The organism is Nonomuraea sp. B5E05 (assembly GCF_039880665.1).
In the GTDB taxonomy this organism is placed as follows: domain Bacteria; phylum Actinomycetota; class Actinomycetes; order Streptosporangiales; family Streptosporangiaceae; genus Nonomuraea.
Genome location: NZ_JBDPMJ010000004.1, coordinates 277,408 through 292,887, shown reverse-complemented (window position 1 = coordinate 292,887; position 15,480 = coordinate 277,408). Strand labels below are relative to the sequence as shown.

Annotated in this window: 15 protein-coding genes and 1 riboswitch; of the genes, 5 read left to right on the top strand and 10 right to left on the bottom strand. The window is 71.0% G+C overall.

The window, feature by feature from the left end; genetic code table 11:
• Positions 1-25: 25 nt before the first annotated feature.
• Entirely contained in the window at positions 26-1,123 is a 1,098-nt protein-coding gene (gene rsgA, locus ABGB01_RS10135; RefSeq protein WP_347772615.1) for a ribosome small subunit-dependent GTPase A, read from the bottom strand.
• A 388-nt stretch (positions 1,124-1,511) separates the two neighbouring features.
• Here rsgA and ABGB01_RS10130 point away from each other — a divergent pair, with 388 nt between their 5' ends.
• Positions 1,512-2,000, top strand: coding sequence for a sigma-70 family RNA polymerase sigma factor (locus ABGB01_RS10130; RefSeq protein ID WP_347772926.1), 489 nt, complete (start codon positions 1,512-1,514; stop codon positions 1,998-2,000).
• On the top strand, positions 1,997-2,725 hold the full coding sequence (locus ABGB01_RS10125) for a zf-HC2 domain-containing protein (protein WP_347772613.1): 729 nt from the start codon (positions 1,997-1,999) through the stop codon (positions 2,723-2,725). Before ABGB01_RS10130 ends, ABGB01_RS10125 begins: the two co-directional genes overlap by 4 nt.
• Before the next feature lie 87 nt (positions 2,726-2,812).
• Here the strand turns inward: ABGB01_RS10125 and ABGB01_RS10120 are convergent, their stop codons facing one another.
• Genes ABGB01_RS10120 through ABGB01_RS10095 form a run of 6 tightly spaced genes read right to left on the bottom strand, consistent with a single transcriptional unit; the run spans position 2,813 to position 9,321 of the window.
• Entirely contained in the window at positions 2,813-3,787 is a 975-nt protein-coding gene (locus ABGB01_RS10120) for an oligopeptide/dipeptide ABC transporter ATP-binding protein (protein ID WP_347772611.1), read from the bottom strand.
• Positions 3,788-4,759, bottom strand: coding sequence for an ABC transporter ATP-binding protein (locus tag ABGB01_RS10115; RefSeq protein WP_347772609.1), 972 nt, complete (start codon positions 4,757-4,759; stop codon positions 3,788-3,790).
• Entirely contained in the window at positions 4,756-6,003 is a 1,248-nt protein-coding gene (locus tag ABGB01_RS10110; RefSeq protein WP_347772607.1) for a threonine synthase, read from the bottom strand. Before ABGB01_RS10110 ends, ABGB01_RS10115 begins: the two co-directional genes overlap by 4 nt.
• On the bottom strand, positions 6,000-6,854 hold the full coding sequence (locus ABGB01_RS10105; protein WP_347772605.1) for an ABC transporter permease: 855 nt from the start codon (positions 6,852-6,854) through the stop codon (positions 6,000-6,002). Before ABGB01_RS10105 ends, ABGB01_RS10110 begins: the two co-directional genes overlap by 4 nt.
• Positions 6,854-7,771: an ABC transporter permease gene (locus tag ABGB01_RS10100; protein WP_347772603.1), complete on the bottom strand. Its 918-nt coding sequence runs from the start codon at positions 7,769-7,771 to the stop codon at positions 6,854-6,856. Before ABGB01_RS10100 ends, ABGB01_RS10105 begins: the two co-directional genes overlap by 1 nt.
• Positions 7,768-9,321 (bottom strand): ABC transporter substrate-binding protein, encoded by a 1,554-nt coding sequence (locus ABGB01_RS10095; protein WP_347772601.1) that lies wholly within the window; start codon positions 9,319-9,321, stop codon positions 7,768-7,770. Before ABGB01_RS10095 ends, ABGB01_RS10100 begins: the two co-directional genes overlap by 4 nt.
• Positions 9,322-9,427: 106 nt before the next feature.
• Between ABGB01_RS10095 and ABGB01_RS10090 the strand changes: the two genes are divergently transcribed.
• From ABGB01_RS10090 to ABGB01_RS10080, 3 genes are read left to right on the top strand one after another with little or no spacing between them, the layout of a single operon-like run.
• Positions 9,428-10,177, top strand: a complete 750-nt coding sequence (locus tag ABGB01_RS10090; protein WP_347772599.1) for an IclR family transcriptional regulator — start codon at positions 9,428-9,430, stop codon at positions 10,175-10,177.
• Positions 10,174-11,187, top strand: a complete 1,014-nt coding sequence (locus ABGB01_RS10085) for a serine hydrolase domain-containing protein (RefSeq protein WP_347772597.1) — start codon at positions 10,174-10,176, stop codon at positions 11,185-11,187. Before ABGB01_RS10090 ends, ABGB01_RS10085 begins: the two co-directional genes overlap by 4 nt.
• Entirely contained in the window at positions 11,184-12,317 is a 1,134-nt protein-coding gene (locus ABGB01_RS10080; RefSeq protein WP_347772595.1) for a hypothetical protein, read from the top strand. The genes ABGB01_RS10085 and ABGB01_RS10080 overlap by 4 nt, the downstream gene beginning before the upstream one ends.
• A gap of 215 nt (positions 12,318-12,532) precedes the next feature.
• Here the strand turns inward: ABGB01_RS10080 and glyA are convergent, their stop codons facing one another.
• The 3 genes from glyA to ABGB01_RS10065 all read right to left on the bottom strand — a co-directional run bounded on the left by glyA (position 12,533) and on the right by ABGB01_RS10065 (position 15,428).
• On the bottom strand, positions 12,533-13,783 hold the full coding sequence (gene glyA, locus ABGB01_RS10075; protein WP_347772593.1) for a serine hydroxymethyltransferase: 1,251 nt from the start codon (positions 13,781-13,783) through the stop codon (positions 12,533-12,535).
• 25 nt (positions 13,784-13,808) lie between these two features.
• A riboswitch (ZMP/ZTP riboswitch) is annotated at positions 13,809-13,891 on the bottom strand.
• An 82-nt stretch (positions 13,892-13,973) separates the two neighbouring features.
• Positions 13,974-14,912 carry a YihY/virulence factor BrkB family protein gene (locus ABGB01_RS10070; protein WP_347772591.1) on the bottom strand — a complete coding sequence of 313 codons (939 nt, stop codon included), beginning with the start codon at positions 14,910-14,912 and terminating at the stop codon, positions 13,974-13,976.
• Between the two features lie 141 nt (positions 14,913-15,053).
• Positions 15,054-15,428, bottom strand: a complete 375-nt coding sequence (locus ABGB01_RS10065) for a YccF domain-containing protein (RefSeq protein ID WP_347772589.1) — start codon at positions 15,426-15,428, stop codon at positions 15,054-15,056.
• Positions 15,429-15,480: the final 52 nt, after the last annotated feature.

Genomic DNA, 15,480 nt, shown 5'->3' with positions numbered 1-15,480 from the left:
GCCGGGTGGCGGCGCGAGAGGAGGGTCAGGGACGGTTGCGGCCCGAGCGGCGCATCTCCTTCGTGATGACCTTCCACTTGTTCTGCTGCTCCTTACGGAGCCGCGCGTCGGTCCTGGCCGCCATCCACGCCGCCTCCCGCTGCAGCTTGCGCCAGCTCTCCAGGCGCCGCTCCGGCAGCTCGCCGCTGTCCAGGGCGGCCAGCACCGCGCACCCGGGCTCTCCCGAGTGGCCGCAGTCGCTGAACCTGCACCGCTCCGCGAGCGCCTCGATGTCGGCGAAGACGAGGTCGACGCCCTCGCCGATGTCGTAGAGGCCGATCCTGCGGATGCCCGGCGTGTCGATGATCAGCCCGCCGCCCGGCAGCGGGATCAGCTCTCTGTGCACGGTGGTGTGCCGGCCGCGCCCGTCGGCGGCGCGCACCTGCTGCGTCTCCATGACGGGCTCCCCGGCCAGGGCGTTGACCAGGGTGGACTTGCCGGCGCCCGACGGGCCGAGGATGACGGCCGTACGGGAGCCCTCGAGATGGTCGCCGGCCAGCCGCACGCCGTCGCCGCTCAACGAGGAGACGGCGTGCACCTCGACGCCGGGCGCGGCCACCCGCACGTCGGCGAGCAACTGGTCGAGACCGTGCTCGAACAGGTCGGACTTGGTGATGAGCACGACCGGCGTGCCCCCGGACTCCCAGGCCAGGGCGACGAGCCGCTCGATGCGGCCCAGGTCGGCGAAATCGGTGGAGTGCATGGACGGCTCGGCCACGAAGACGACGTCGACGTTGGCCGCGAGCACCTGGCCCTGGCCGTCGCCTGACAGGCCGCCGACCGAGGTGCGGCCGACGCCTCCCCGGATGAACGCGGTCGTCCTCGGCAGGACCTCGTCGAGCTCGTAGCGGCCCTCGTCGAGCCAGGACAGCGCGACCCAGTCGCCGACGCACGGCAGCGCCACCGGGTCGGCGGCGGCCGCCCTGCGCACGTGAGCGGCGTATTTGGCGTGATGCTGGCCGTCGGCCGCGATCACCTCGGCGGCACCGCGATCGACGCGGGCGACGCGGGCGGGAACGGTGCCGGCGGGCAGCTCGGCGGCGCGCTGATCGCTCCAGCCGAGCAGGGAAAGATCGTATGACAACGCAGTGAACCTTTGATGCGAGAAGGAGCCGGGCAGCTCAGACGAGGGCCCGGAGGTGGACGGACGGCATGTCGCTCAGAACGACCCGCATAGTCCTCACCTCCCCGATCGGTTGCCTCTGCGACTTTACGCACACAGCCCCGACGTGCGCAATCACATTAAGTATCGCGATCTGTTGAACCGTCCCAGGGCGACCGGCCGTACCACCTGCCGACGGACGCGAGAAAGGGGAATGATGCGGATCAGCACGTATCCCCCGCCCTCGGCCGAGAGGGCCCTCCCGATGGGCAGACCGCGCTTACGACACTGGCTCCGGCGGGTGCGACCGGATGACGCGGTGCGCGACGGCGCGGTGCCGGACGACGAGGTGCCGGACGACGAGGTGGTCGTGTCCGCGCTCTACCGGGAATATCACCGGCCGCTGCTGGCCTTCGTGATCAGGCTCACGGCCGGCGATCGGCAGTGGGCGGAGGACGTGGTGCAGGAGACCATGATTCGTGCGTGGCGCAGTGCGGAGCGGCTCGACCCCGACGCGGTCTCGCTCATGCCCTGGCTCGCCACGGTCGCCAGACGTATCGTGATCGACGACCGGCGGCGCAGGGACGCCCGCCCGCAGGAGTCGGGCGACGGTCAGCTGGAGAGCATGTCCGTGCCCGACGAGATGGAGGGACTGCTGCACCAGGTGGTCGTGTCAGAAGCGCTGAAGGCGCTGTCGCCGGCACATCGCGAGATCCTCAACGAGACGATCCTGCGGGATCGCTCGGTCAACGACGCCGCGCGGGCGCTCGGCATCCCCGTGGGCACCGTGAAGTCCCGCGTCTACTACGCCGTCCGCGCGCTGCGGATCGCGCTGGAGGAGCGGGGGGTGACGGCATGACCTCCCGCGTCGAGCACACCGACGTCGGCGCCTACGCCCTCGGCCTGCTGGAGGAGGACGACCGCTTCGCCTTCGAGGCCCACCTGCTCGGCTGCCCCGCCTGCCGGTCCGAGCTGGCCGACCTGGCCGGCGTGGCGAGCGTGCTGCACGGCATCGGCCCTCTTCCCGAGGACCCCCGCCCGCCTTCCTCCGGTGACCTCGCCGGGCAGGGCGACGTGGTCGGCCGCCTCCGGCGCAAGAAGGCGGCTCACCGGCGGCAGCGCAAAGGGACGTTCGCCGTCGGCATGGCGGCGGCCGTCACGCTGGTCGCCGGCGGGTTGACCGTCGGCACGCAGCTCAGCGCGGGCGAGCCACCGGTCGCGCAGGGCGAGGCGGAGAACATGGGCCCGGCCGAGCAGTTCTTCGCCGGCGGCACCCCCATCGAGGGCAAGGGCGTCGACGGGGTGACCGGCGGGCTGGTCGTGGAGTCCAAGGCCTGGGGCACCCACGCCGCGCTCAAGCTGGCCGGGGTCAAAGGGCCGCTGGAATGCGAGCTGATCTCGGTCGGCAAGAAGGGAGAGCGGCGGGTGATGACCGGATGGTCCGTACCTCCAGCCGGGTACGGAGTTCCCGGCTCGCCCGACCCCCTCTACATGCACGGCGGCAGTGCCACGCCGCTGAAGGACGTCGACCGCTTCGAGGTGGTCACCTCGACCGGCAGGAAACTGCTCACCATCGAGGCCTGACCATCGCCGTAGCGGGCGGGGCACTCCGGCCCGCCCCGCCCGCCCGGCGCCCCGCCGCACCCCGAGCCCGTGCGGCGGGGCGCCGCGTCACGTCAGGGCGGCCACGTCCGACACCGGGAACAGGCAGGCCGCGGTGTGACCGGGGCTCTCCTGGGGCGCCAGCGGCGGGCGGGTGGCCGAGCACTCCGCGCGGGCGGCCGGGCAGCGGGTGCGGAAGCTGCACCCGGACGGCGGATCGGCGGGCGACGGCGGGTCGCCCTTGAGCACGATGCGCCGCCGTGTCCGCTCCACCTTCGGGTCGGCCACGGGAGCGGCCGACAGCAGGCTGTGCGTGTACGGGTGGCGCGGCGCCGTGAACAGCGTCTCCGTGCCGGCCAGCTCGACGATCCTGCCGAGGTTCATGACGGCGACGCGGGTGGCGATCTGCCGCATGATCGAAAGGTCATGGGAGACGAACAGGTACGTCAAACCGCGCTCGGCCTGCAGCCGCTTCATCAGGTTGATGATCTGGGCCTGGATGGAGACATCGAGCGCGCTGACCGGCTCGTCGCAGATGACCAGCTTCGGCTCCAGCGCCAGGGCGCGGGCGATGCCGATCCGCTGCCGCTGGCCGCCGGAGAACTCGTGCGGGAAACGGTCCTGGCTGCCCGCCTCCAGCCCGACGGCGTCGAGCAACTCGGCGACGCGCTCCCGGGCGGCGGCCGAGCGGCGGCGCACCCGGCCGTGGGTGACCAGGGGCTCGGCGACGATCTCGCCGACGCGCATGCGGGGGTTGAGGCTGGCGTACGGGTCCTGCAACACGACCTGCATGTCCTCGCGCACCGCCAGCAACTCCTTCTGGCGCAGGCCGAGGAGTTCCCTGCCGTCGAACCAGATCTCGCCGCCGCTGGCCTCGACCAGCCGCAGGATGAGCCGGGTCAGCGTGGTCTTGCCGCAGCCGGACTCGCCCACCAGGCCGAGCGTCTCGCCCGGGTGCACGTCGAAGGACACGTCGTCCACGGCGACCACCTTCGAGCTGAACTCCTTGCGCACGCCGCGCAGCGACAACAGCGGCTCGGCCATCTACGGGCTCCCTTCGAGCAGGCAGGCGGCGCTGTGCCCCGGCGCGCGCTCCAGCAGCGGCGGCACCTGGGTGGCGCACTCGGGCACGGCCAGCGCGCAGCGGGGGTGGAAGGCGCATCCGCCGGGCGGCGCGAACAGGTTGGGCGGGCTGCCGGGGATCGGGTCGAGCGGCGCGCCGCCCGGCACGTCCGAGCGGGGCATGGAGCGCAGCAACGCCTTCGTGTACGGCATGCGCGGCGCGTCGAAGACGTCGTCCACGGCGGCCAGTTCGACCGGGCGGCCGCCGTACATGACCAGGACCTGGTCCGCGGAGCGGGCCACCACGCCGAGGTCGTGCGTGATGAGCACGATGGCCATGCCGAACCGTTCCTGCAGCGCCGCGAGCAGCTCCATGATCTGGGCCTGGACCGTCACGTCGAGCGCGGTCGTCGGCTCGTCGGCGATGAGGATCTTGGGACGGCAGGCTAGCGCGATCGCGATCATGACGCGCTGGCGCATGCCGCCGGAGAACTGGTGCGGATATTCCCCGGCCCGCTGCTCGGGGTGGGGGATGCCAACCTCCCGCAGCGCCGCCACGGCCTGGGTCCGGGCCTCGGAGCGGGACAGGCCCTGGTGCAGGCGGAGCGACTCGGCGATCTGAGCGCCCACGGTCTTGAGCGGGTTGAGGCTGGTCATGGGGTCCTGGAACACCATGGCGATCTCGTTGCCGCGGATCCTGCGCATCTCCCGCTCGGGCAGCTTGAGCAGGTCACGGCCGCCCGCGAGGATCTCGCCGCCGGTGTAGTGGCAGGGAGGCGTGGGGTGCAGGCGCAGGATCGACAGGGCGGTCGCGGTCTTGCCGCTGCCCGACTCGCCGACCACGGCCAGCGTCCGGCCGGCCTCGACCGACAGCGACACCCCGTTGACCGGTTTGACCGTGCCCGCGTCCAGGCGGAACTCCACGTGCAGGTCGTTGATCTCCAGAAGGCTCACTCGATGCCTCCCCGGAAGATCCGCAGCAGCTCGGCGGGGTCGGCCTGCACCGTCCCCCGGGGCGGGCGCGCGGCCTGGGCGAGGGCGCTCGGCTGCTTGAGCGCGCCCCCGGTGACCACGCTGACCACGGTGTCGCTCTCGGACACCCAGCCCTGGGCGCGGGCCCGCAGCAGCGCGGCGGTGGAGGCCGCGGCGGACGGCTCGGCCGAGATGCCCTCCTCGCCGAGCAGCCGCATCGCCTCGAACAGGTCGTTGTCGTCGACCGCGACGACCCGGCCGCCGGAGTCGTAGACGGCGCGCAGCACCCGCGAGCCGCCCTGGATGGGGGCGTCGCCGGCGATGCTCTGGGCGACGGTCTTGTTCGCGTCGCCGTGGCGGCCGGCCACCGTCTTGCCCTCGGCGAAGGCGCGGACGAGCGGCGCGGAGGCGGCCGGCTGAACGCCCACCATCTTCGGCAGCCGGTCGATGAGCCCGAGCCGCTTCAGCTCGCGGAAGCCCTTCCAGGCGCCGTAGAGCCCGCCGCCGGTGCCGACCGGGTGCACCATCACGTCGGGCGCGCGCCAGCCGAGCGCCTCGCAGATCTCGTACGCGTACGTCTTCATGCCCTCGTGGCGCACCGGATTGATGAAGTTGACGAAGCAGTAGAACCCGGCCTCCGACAGGGCGCTCACCCCGGCGAAGATCTCCAGGCTGGAGCGGTAGCGCAGGCGCAGCACGCGGGCCCCGCTGAGGCTGATGGCCGCGATCTTGGACTCGTTGGCGACGTCCTCGACCAGGACCGTGGCCTCGATGCCGGCCCTGGCCGCGTAGGCGGCGAACGAGGCGCCGGCGTTGCCCGAGCTGTAGGTGAACGCCCGCGTCACGCCCAGCGCCCTGGCGAAGCCGGTGGCGACGGAGAACCCGCGGTCCTTGAAGCTGCCGGTGGGCATGAGCGTGTCGTTCTTGACCAGCAGGCCGGGCAGGCCGATGTGGCGGCCCAGCCTCCTGGTGCGCATCAGCGGGGTGTCGCCCTCGCCGAGGTGGAGGGGTTCGGCGTGCTCGGGCAGCGGGAGCAGATCCGACCAGCGCCACAACCCCAGGTGGCGGCGGCTCGCCGCGCTGTCCAGGATGTCCTGCGGCTCGGCGGGGCCGAGATCGTACTCGATCTCGAGCAGGCCGCCGCACGCCTCGCAGAGCAGGGCGGGGGTCTTCAGCGGGAAGGTGGCGTGGCAGTCGTCGCACCTGTAGTGCGTGGCGAGGTTCATCGGGTGTAGGCCTTCGGGTCGGCGACATCGCGGAGGAGGTCGCCGGTGACGTTGATCGCGAGTGTTGTCATCATGATGGCAGCGCCGCTGAAGACCGCGATCCACCAGGCGCTGCGCAGATAGAGCTGGCCGTCGGCGAGCAGGCTGCCCCACGTGGGCACGCTGGGCGGCACGCCGAGCCCCAGATAGCTGAGCGACGCCTCCGCGACGATCATCGCCGCCACCTGAAGAGTGCCGATGGTGGCCAGAGGGGCGACGATGTTGGGGACGAGGTGGCGGACCATGATCTGCGGCCCGGTGTCCCCGATGGCTCTGGCCGCGGTGACGAACTCGCGTTCGCGCAGGGAGAGCACTTCGGCGCGGACCACGCGGGCGTACGACACCCAGCCGGTCAGGCCGAGCACGAGGATCATGAAGAACAGGCTCGGGCCGAGCACCGCGATGATGGCCAGCGCCAGCAGGATCGAGGGGAACGCGAGCTGCACGTCGGCCAGGCGCATGAACACCTGCTCCCGCCATCCCCTGTAATAGCCGCTGATCACCCCGATCACAGCGCCGACCAGGCCGGACAGCACGGTGGCCGCCAGACCGACGAGGAGCGAGACGCGGGTGCCGTACATGATGCGGCTGAGCACGTCGCGGCCCAGCTTGTCGGTGCCCAGCAGATAGCCGGGCTCGCTGCCGCTCATCCAGAACGGAGGGCGCAGCTTCAGCTCGAGGTTCTGCAGGTTCGGGTCGTGCGGGGAGATCAGCGGCGCGAAGATGCCGACGAACACGACGAGGACGATGACGCCCACGGCGACCTTGGCGGCGTGGTTGCGGCGCAGCGCGCGCAGGACTGCGGTCGGCATCAGCTCAACCTCACCCGGGGATCCAGCAGGGCGTACGACAGGTCCACGATCAGGTTCACGACGACGAACACGGCCGCCAGGAACAGCACCGTGGCCTGCATCAGCGGATAGTCGCGGTACGTGATCGCCTCCACGGTCAGCCGCCCGATGCCCGGCCAGGAGAACACCTGCTCGGTGAGGATCGCGCCGCCGAGCAGGCTGCCGACCTCCAGGCCGACGACGGTGACGACCGGCAGCGACGCGTTGCGCAGGCCGTGCGAGGTGACGGCCATGAACCCGGACAGGCCCTTGGCCCTGGCGGTGCGGATGTAGTCCTCGCCGAGCACGTCGATCAGCGAGGAGCGCAGCAGCCTGGCGATCATCGCGGCGGAGTAGAGGCCGAGCGTGATCGCGGGCAGCACGAGGTGGGCGGGCGAGCCGGTGCCGGAGGCGGGCAGCCACTGGAGGTTGACCGCGAAGATGAGGATGAGCAGGATGCCCACCCAGAACGCGGGAGTGGACTGCCCGACCAGCACCGAGGCCATGACGGAGGTGTCGGTCGCGCTGCCCCGCTTGACGGCCGCGACGATCCCGGCCGGGATCGACACGACCAGGGTGAACGCCAGGGCGGCCACGGCCAGGTCGACCGTGAGCGGCAGCCGTTCCATGATGACCTCGAACGCGGGGCGGTGGAAGAACACCGACTGGCCGAAGTCGAGGCTGAGCAGGCCCGTCATGTAGGAGACGTACTGCTCGGGCAGCGGCCGGTCGAAGCCGAGGCTCGCCCGCAGCGTGGCCTCCTGCTCGGCGGTGGCCTCCGGGGGCAGCATCTGCTGCACGGGGTCGCCGGCCAGCCGGACGATGAAGAACGAGACGGTGGCCACGCAGAACAGAACGAGCAGGGTGTGGCCGATCCGCCGGAGGACGAATCCGGTCATGAGGTCGCGAGCTTGGCGTTCGCCATCGCGAGGGTGCCGTTGGCGTTGCTCTCCCACTGCACCTTGTCGCTGACCGCGTACAGGATGCTCGCCTGATAGAGGTAGAGGAACGGCGACTCCTCGATCAGCATCTTCTGCAGCTCGGTGAACGCCTCCTGGCGCACCTCCGGGTCCACCGACTGCTCTTCCTTGTCGATGAGCGCGTCGGCCTTCGGGTTGTTCCAGCGGCTCTGGCGCCGGTCGTGCCGGACGAACGACTGCAGGTTGCTGGAGGCGTCCATGGTCCATCCGGAGTTGCCGACGAAGTACATCTCGCCGAGCGCCTTACGGTTGTCCGACACCAGGCGGCCCTTGAACGTGGCCGGGTCGAGCAGCGACACCTCGGCCTTGACGCCGACCTCGGCCAGCTGCCCCGAGATGGCCTGGGCGATGTCCTTGTCGGCCGTGGAGGACGAGAGCTTGAGCGCGAACCCGTCCGGGTGCCCGGCCGCGGCGAGCAGGCTCTTGGCCTTGGCGATGTCGTGCTGGTACGGCTGGATCGCGGGGTCGAAGCCGAACGCCTGCTTGGGGATGAACGTCGGGGTGCGTTCCGCGGCGCCGTTGAGCACCGACGTGATGAGGGTGTCCACGTCGAGCGCGTGGTTGAGCGCCTGGCGCACCCGCTTGTCCTTCAGCGGGCCCTCTTCGGTGTCCAGCGAGACGAAGAACGTGCGCACGCCCGGCCTGGTGACGACCTTGAAGCCGGGGGCGTCGCCGAGTTGCTGCGCGGCGTCGGGGGTCAGGCCGGTCACGATGTCCACCTCGCCCGACTGGAGCGCGGCCAGCGACGACGACGGGTCCGGCATGATCTTGAAGACGAGCTGCTCGACGGCGGGCTTGCCGTTCCAGTAGTCCGGGTTGGCCTTGAGCGTGATCTGGCTGTCGCGCTGCCACCGCTCGAACGTGAACGGGCCGGTGCCGATCGGGTGCTCGGCGAAGGCCTTCTCGCCCTTCTCCTTGATGTGCTTCGGCGGCACGATCACGCCGCCGAACAACGACAGCTTGGCCGGCAGGATCGGGTCCGGCTCCTTGGTGACCAGGTCGACCGTGTGCGGGTCGATCACCTTCGCGCCGGTGACCAGGCGCAGCTCGACGATGGGCGACTGGGTGTCGGGGTTGATCAGGCGCTCGATGCTGTACGCGACGGCGGCGGCGTCGCAGGGCTCGCCGTTGTGGAAGGTGACGTTCTTGCGCAGGTGGAAGCGCCAGGTCTTGTCGTCCTTGGACTCCCAGCGTTCGGCCAGGCCGCCGACGAGCTTGTCGTCGGTGTCCCGGACGGTGAGCGTGTCGAAGACGTTGATCAGCACGTTCATGGAGGGCAGGTCGCCCTGCTTCTGCGGGTCGAGGGTGGTGGCGTCGGAGGCGAGCGAGACCCGCAGGGCGCTCCCGGCGCTTCCCTGTCCGCCACCGGAGGGCTTCGTGCTGGCGCAGGCCCCGAGGGAAATAGTCGCCGCGGCCAGGCCGCCGATCTTGAACAGGTCCCGGCGGGCCAGCAACGCACGGTCGAACATAAGCCCCCGCCTCCCTTTCTTGCGTTCCACATGGTGAAATGGCGTATCACGTGGTTGAATATGACCCGTTTCGGTTATGTCCGTCAACCCTTTTGGGACAGTCACCATGAATTCGGTCGAGAAGACGCTCGTCGTCTTAGGAGCCCTGGCCAGCCACGATCAACCCCGTCGCCTGGCGGACATCGCCCAGCGGACCGGCATCAACAAGACGACCGTGCACCGGATCCTGCAGATCTTCATCGCCCAGGGGTACGCCGTCTCGCACGGCGACGGCACGTACGCGTCGGGGCCCGCCATCCTCGCGCTGGCCGGGGCGGCGCTCACCGACAGGGACATGACGACCCTCGTCCGGCCGATCCTGGAGAACCTGCAGCGCAACACCTCGCACACCGTGCACTTCGCGATCCGCAGCGGCTCGTCGGCCGTCTACCTGGCCAAGGTCGAGTCGCAGCAGCCGTACCGGATGGCCTCGCGGGTCGGGACGCAGATCCCGCTGCACTGCACCGCGATCGGCAAAGCGATCCTCGCCCACCTGCCGGAGGAGGAGGTGCGCGCGGTGCTGGCGGCGACCGCGCCGCTGATCAGCAACACGCCCGCCACCATCACGGACCCCGATCTGCTCGTGGCCGAGCTGGAGGCGGTGCGGCAGCGCGGGTACGCGGTCGACGACGAGGAGAACGAGCCGAACGTGCGCTGCGTCGGAGCGGTGGTGCACGACGCGGCGGGGACGGCGGTGGGCGCGGTCAGCGTGGCGGGACTGACGCTCAATCTGGACGAGAACGACGTGCCGCTGCTCGGCCCGCTGGTGGTGGCCGCCGCCGCCCGGGTCTCCGCGGCGCTGGGGAGGAACGTATGACAGCCGGCCGAATTCTGGCCAGGGCCCGCGACAAGGGCGAGTTCTCGGGCGCGGCCTGGGCCTACGGCACGTCCGCGGGGCCGGTCGGGCGAGACACGCTCGGCACGCTGCGCTGGGACGGCGCCCCGGTGGGCGACGACACGCTGTGGGACCTCGCCTCGCTCACCAAGCCGATCGTCGGGCTCGCGGTGATGGCGCTGGTGGAGTCGGGCGAGCTCACCCTGGACGACACCGTCGAGTCCCACCTGCCCGGTTACGCCGGCACGGACAAGGCCGGGATCACCGTCTTCGAGCTGCTCACCCACACCTCGCGCATCCCCGGCCAGCAGCCGCTCTACCGCCGCTGCCCCACCCGGGAGGACCTGCTCGACGCGCTCGTCGGCCTGCCGCTGCGCGAGCGGCCGGGCGTCGAGTACAGCTCCCAGGGTTTCATGATCCTCGGCCTGGTCGCGGAGAGCGCCGCCGGGGTCCCGCTCGACCAGCTCGTACGCGAGCGCGTCACCACTCCCCTGGGCGTGGACGACACCCGTTTCCTGCTTCCCGAGCACGACCGGGCCCGGGCGGCGGCCACCGAGGACTGCCCGTGGCGGGGCCGCATCGTGCAGGGCACCGTGCACGACGAGAACGCCGAGGTGCTCGGCGGCGTCGCCGGGCACGCGGGCATGTTCGGCACCCTGGACGACCTGGCCAGGCTGGGCCAGGCGCTGTGCAGGGGCGGCGACGGCGTCATCGCGCCGCGCACGCTGGCCGTCATGACCGGCGCCAGGACCGGGGGCCGGGCGCTGGCCTGGCAGGGCCACGAACCCCACCTGAGCAGCGGCGGTGACCTGCTCACCGCGTCGGCGTACGGGCACGACGGGTTCACGGGGACGAGCCTGTGGGTGGATCCCGAGCTGGACTTCTACGCCGTGCTGCTGACCAACCGCGTGCACCCGAGCCGGGCGTCGGTCGGGATGGCCCGCATCCGCCGCACGTTCCACAACGCCGCCGTCACAAGGACCCTGGCATGATCCCCGCAGCCCTCGACACGCCCCTGCGCGTGCTCGGAGCACCGGCCTCCGCCGGCGCGACCGGCCGCCTGACGCTGGTGAACGGCCGTGCCCGCCTGACCTGGGCGGGGCGGGGAGAGGAGGCGTCCGCGCCACGCGCATCGCACCTCGGAGGCGAGCTCTGCGTCGGTCCCGGCTGGGTGGACCTGCACGCCCACGTCTACGACGCGATGACGCAGATCAGCGTGCCGCCCGACCGGGCCGGCCTGGACGCGGGCGTGCACGTGCTCGCCGACGCGGGCAGCGCGGGACAGGCCACCGTCGACGGTCTCGTCCGCTACGTCATCCCGGCGGCCAGGACGCAGGTGCGCGCCTGGCTCAACATCGGCTCCCACGGCCTGGTCCACCTGCGCGAGACCGCCGACCCGGCGTTCATCGACGTGGACGCCACGCTCGCCGCCATCGACCGGCACCGCGACGTCGTGTGCGGGGTGAAGGTGCGCTCCAGCGGCGCGATCGTCGGCGCGATGGGCCTGCAGCCGCTCCAGCTCGGCCGCCTGGTGGCCAGGGAGGCGGGGCTGCCGCTGCTGGTGCACGTGGGCGAGGCCCCGCCGCTGATCGGCGACGTGCTCGACCTCCTGGACGCCGGAGACGTCGTCACCCACTGCTACCACGGCAAGACCGGTGCCCCGTGGCTCGCCGGCGGCGCCCCGGCCCCGGCCCTGGCCCGGGCCCTCGATCGCGGCGTGCTGCTGGACGTGGGGCACGGCGCGGCCAGCTTCAGCTTCGGCGTGGCCACCCGCGCGCTGGCGGCCGGATTCCCGCCGCACACGATCAGCACCGACCTCCACGTACGCAACATCGCCGGCCCGGTGCACGACCTGGCCACCACGCTCACCAAGCTGCTGCACTGCGGCATGGGGCTGGAGCGGGCGATCGAGGCGGTCACGGCCACGCCACGCCGGATCCTGCGCATGGACCAGCCCTGGCTCGGCGACGACGGCACCATCCGCCACGCCACGATCTTCCGCCTGGCCGGCGCCGCTCCCCCGGGCCGCGCCTACGTGGACGCGCGCGGCGCCACCGCGTTCCCGGACCGCCACGTGATCCCGGTCGCCACCGTCAGGGAGGGTGTCCTGGCCGAGCTGTGACCACGACCATGGTCAGGGGGGTGCCGTTACGGCGGCCCGCCACGTGCGGGTCAGCGGGCCTCACCCTGGAGGCCCTCAGCGAGGTGCGGCGGCAGGCGTGCCGCCGGCACCGCCGTACCGAAAAGATCTTCGCGAACCGGAGACGGGCACGCGCGCGCCTGGCGCCGCCGCGACTCCAGGAACCGGTCGCGAGGAACCGCGCGGGCAGCTCGCTTCTAGAGACCGGGCGCGGGGAACTGCGCGGTGAGCTCGCTCACCTCGTGGTGGACGCGCGTGATGACGTCGTCGGCGTCGCCCTTGGCGAGGGCGGTGACGACCTCGTCCATCCAGGCGCCGATCTGGCGCATCTCCGCCTCACCCATGCCGCGCGAGGTGACCGACGGCGTGCCGATGCGGATGCCCGACGGGTCGAACGGCTTGCGCGTGTCGAACGGCACCGTGTTGTAGTTGGTCTCCAGGCCCGCGCGGTCGAGCGCCTGCGCGGCCGGCTTGCCGCCGATGCCCTTGGGCGTGAGGTCGAGCAGGATCAGGTGGTTGTCGGTGCCGCCGGAGACGAGGTCGAACCCGCGCGAGGCGAGCTCGTCGGCCAGGGTCTTGGCGTTGGCGACGACCTGGTGGGCGTAGTCGCGGAAGGCCGGCTGGGCGGCCTCGTGCAGCGCGACGGCGATGGCGGCCGTGGTGTGGTTGTGCGGGCCGCCCTGCAGGCCGGGGAAGACGGCCTTGTTGAGCGCCTTGGCGTGCTCTTCGGAGTCGGCCATGAGCATGGCGCCGCGCGGGCCGCGCAGCGTCTTGTGCGTGGTCGTGGAGATCACGTCGGCGTGGCCCGCCGGCGACGGGTGCGCGCCGCCCGCGACCAGGCCCGCGATGTGGGCGATGTCGGCGGCCAGCACGGCGCCGACCTCACGGGCGATCGAGGCGAAACCCTCGAAGTCGATCGTGCGCGGGATCGCGGTGCCGCCGCAGAAGATGAGCTTCGGACGGTGCTCCAGGGCGAGCTGCCGCACCTCGTCGAGGTCGATGCGGCCGGTGTCCTTGCGCACGCCGTAGCGGACCGGGTTGAACCACTTGCCGGTGGCCGAGACGGACCAGCCGTGGGTGAGGTGGCCGCCGAACGGCAGGCCCATGCCCATCACGGTGTCGCCGGGCTGCAGGAACGCCATGTAGACGGCGAGGTTGGCGGGCGAGCCGGAGTAGGGCTGGACGTTGGCGTGGCCGACGCCGAAGACCGCCTTGGCGCGCTCGATGGCAAGGGTCTCGATCTGGTCGATGACCTGCTGGCCCTCGTAGTAGCGCTTGCCCGCGTAGCCTTCGCTGTATTTGTTCGTCAGGACGGTGCCGGTGGCCTCGAGCACGGCCTTGGACACGTAGTTTTCGGACGCGATGAGCTTGACGGTGTCGGCCTGCCGCCGCTCCTCCGCCTGGATGAGCTCGGCGAGCTGCGGGTCGACGCTAGAGAGAGAACTCATGATTCTCCTGTCATCGTTGACAATCTGCGAAGACCCAGGCGCACGGCCTCCGCTCCTTTCGCTCCCCGGTGGTCGTTCCCACCCAATGCGCCAGTCGCGTCTCGTCCTAGACGATAGCGGATGCGACGGGCTCTCACTTCTGCGTGATCTGCACGTTCCTGAACCCGGTCACGGGTGGCCGGACGGCGGATCACGCGTTGTTCGTACGGCCCATGCCCGGCCAGAGCCGGTCGACCTCGGCGTTCAGGATGGCGCCGATGAGCACGGCCAGCGCGGTGATGTACAACCACAGCAGCAGGGCGATGGGCGCGGCCAGGGAGCCGTAGACGGAGACGGGCGAGAACCACGCGGCCAGCACGGCCCTCAGCACCGCCGCGCAGACGATCCACAGGAACAACGCCAGGATGGCGCCGGGCAGCTCGCGGTACCACTTCGTGCGCACCGGGACGCTCACGTGGTAGAGCACGGTCAGGAACAACACCGAGCCGACGATCACGACCGGCCAGTAGAGCACGTCGATGAGGATGCCGTATTCGCCGGGCAGCGTGTCTCTCAGCAGCGTGGGGCCGACGACCAGGATCGGCATGACGATGATGCCGATGACCAGGCCGATGACGTAGAGGCCGAACGACATCAGCCTGGTGCGGATGATGCCGCGCTCCTCGCCCAGCCCGTAGGCGACGGAGATGAGGTCGACGTAGACGTAGAGGGCCCTGGAGCCGGACCACAAGGACAGCAGGAAACCCAGCGAGATGATCGACACCTTGCCGGCGTCGTCGCTGAGCACGTCGGTGATGAGCGGGTTGACGACCTTGGTGACGGCGTCGTCGGTGAACAGCAGGCCCGCCTGCGCGATCACCCAGGCCCTGACCTGGCCGACCACTCCTGCCCCCAGCCAGGTGCTGAGCTTGCCGATGACGCCGATCAGGCCCAGCACGAAAGGCGGCAGCGACAGCAGCGCGAAGAACGCCGCCTCACCCGCGAGGCCGGTCACCCGGTAGTTGACCCCGGCGTTGGTCGAAGCACGGACGATCGCCCACGACTTGGTGTCGAGCACCCAGCTCAGCCTGGCCCGGGCGTTGGAGGCGAGCCCCCTCTTCGGCCGGGAAGGCGCTTCGGTGGACGTCATGGCACCCAACGGTATTCGCAGTTACTCTTCGGCACAGCCTAGCCAATGGTCACTGCCCATCAGCCCGCCGCCCTACCAGAGTGCCTGGTCGAAACCGTGGTGGCGGTTGCCCCCATTAGACGCCGCGCACCCCGCCCGTGGCTAGTCGTTGTCGACGATGCGCGCGCCCAGCGGGAGGAGGGAGACGGGGATCAGCTTGATGTTCGCCACGCCCATCGGGATGCCGATGATGGAGATGAACAGCGGGATCGAGGTGATGACGTGGCCGATGGCCAGCCAGATCCCGGCGACCACGCACCAGATGATGTTGCCGAGCAACGAGAACACCCCCGCGCCGGGGTCGCGCACGACGGTCCTGCCGAACGGCCACAGCGCGTACGCGGCGATCCTGAACGAGGCGATGCCGAACGGAATCGTGATGATCAGGATGCAGCAGATGATCCCGGCCAGCGCGTAGCCCATGGCCAGCCAGATTCCGGCGAACACGAGCCAGATGACGTTCAGGATTGTGCGCATGCTCACAGCATGTCACTGGTCCTGCCGTTCGCGTCATCCGGCATCGACCCTG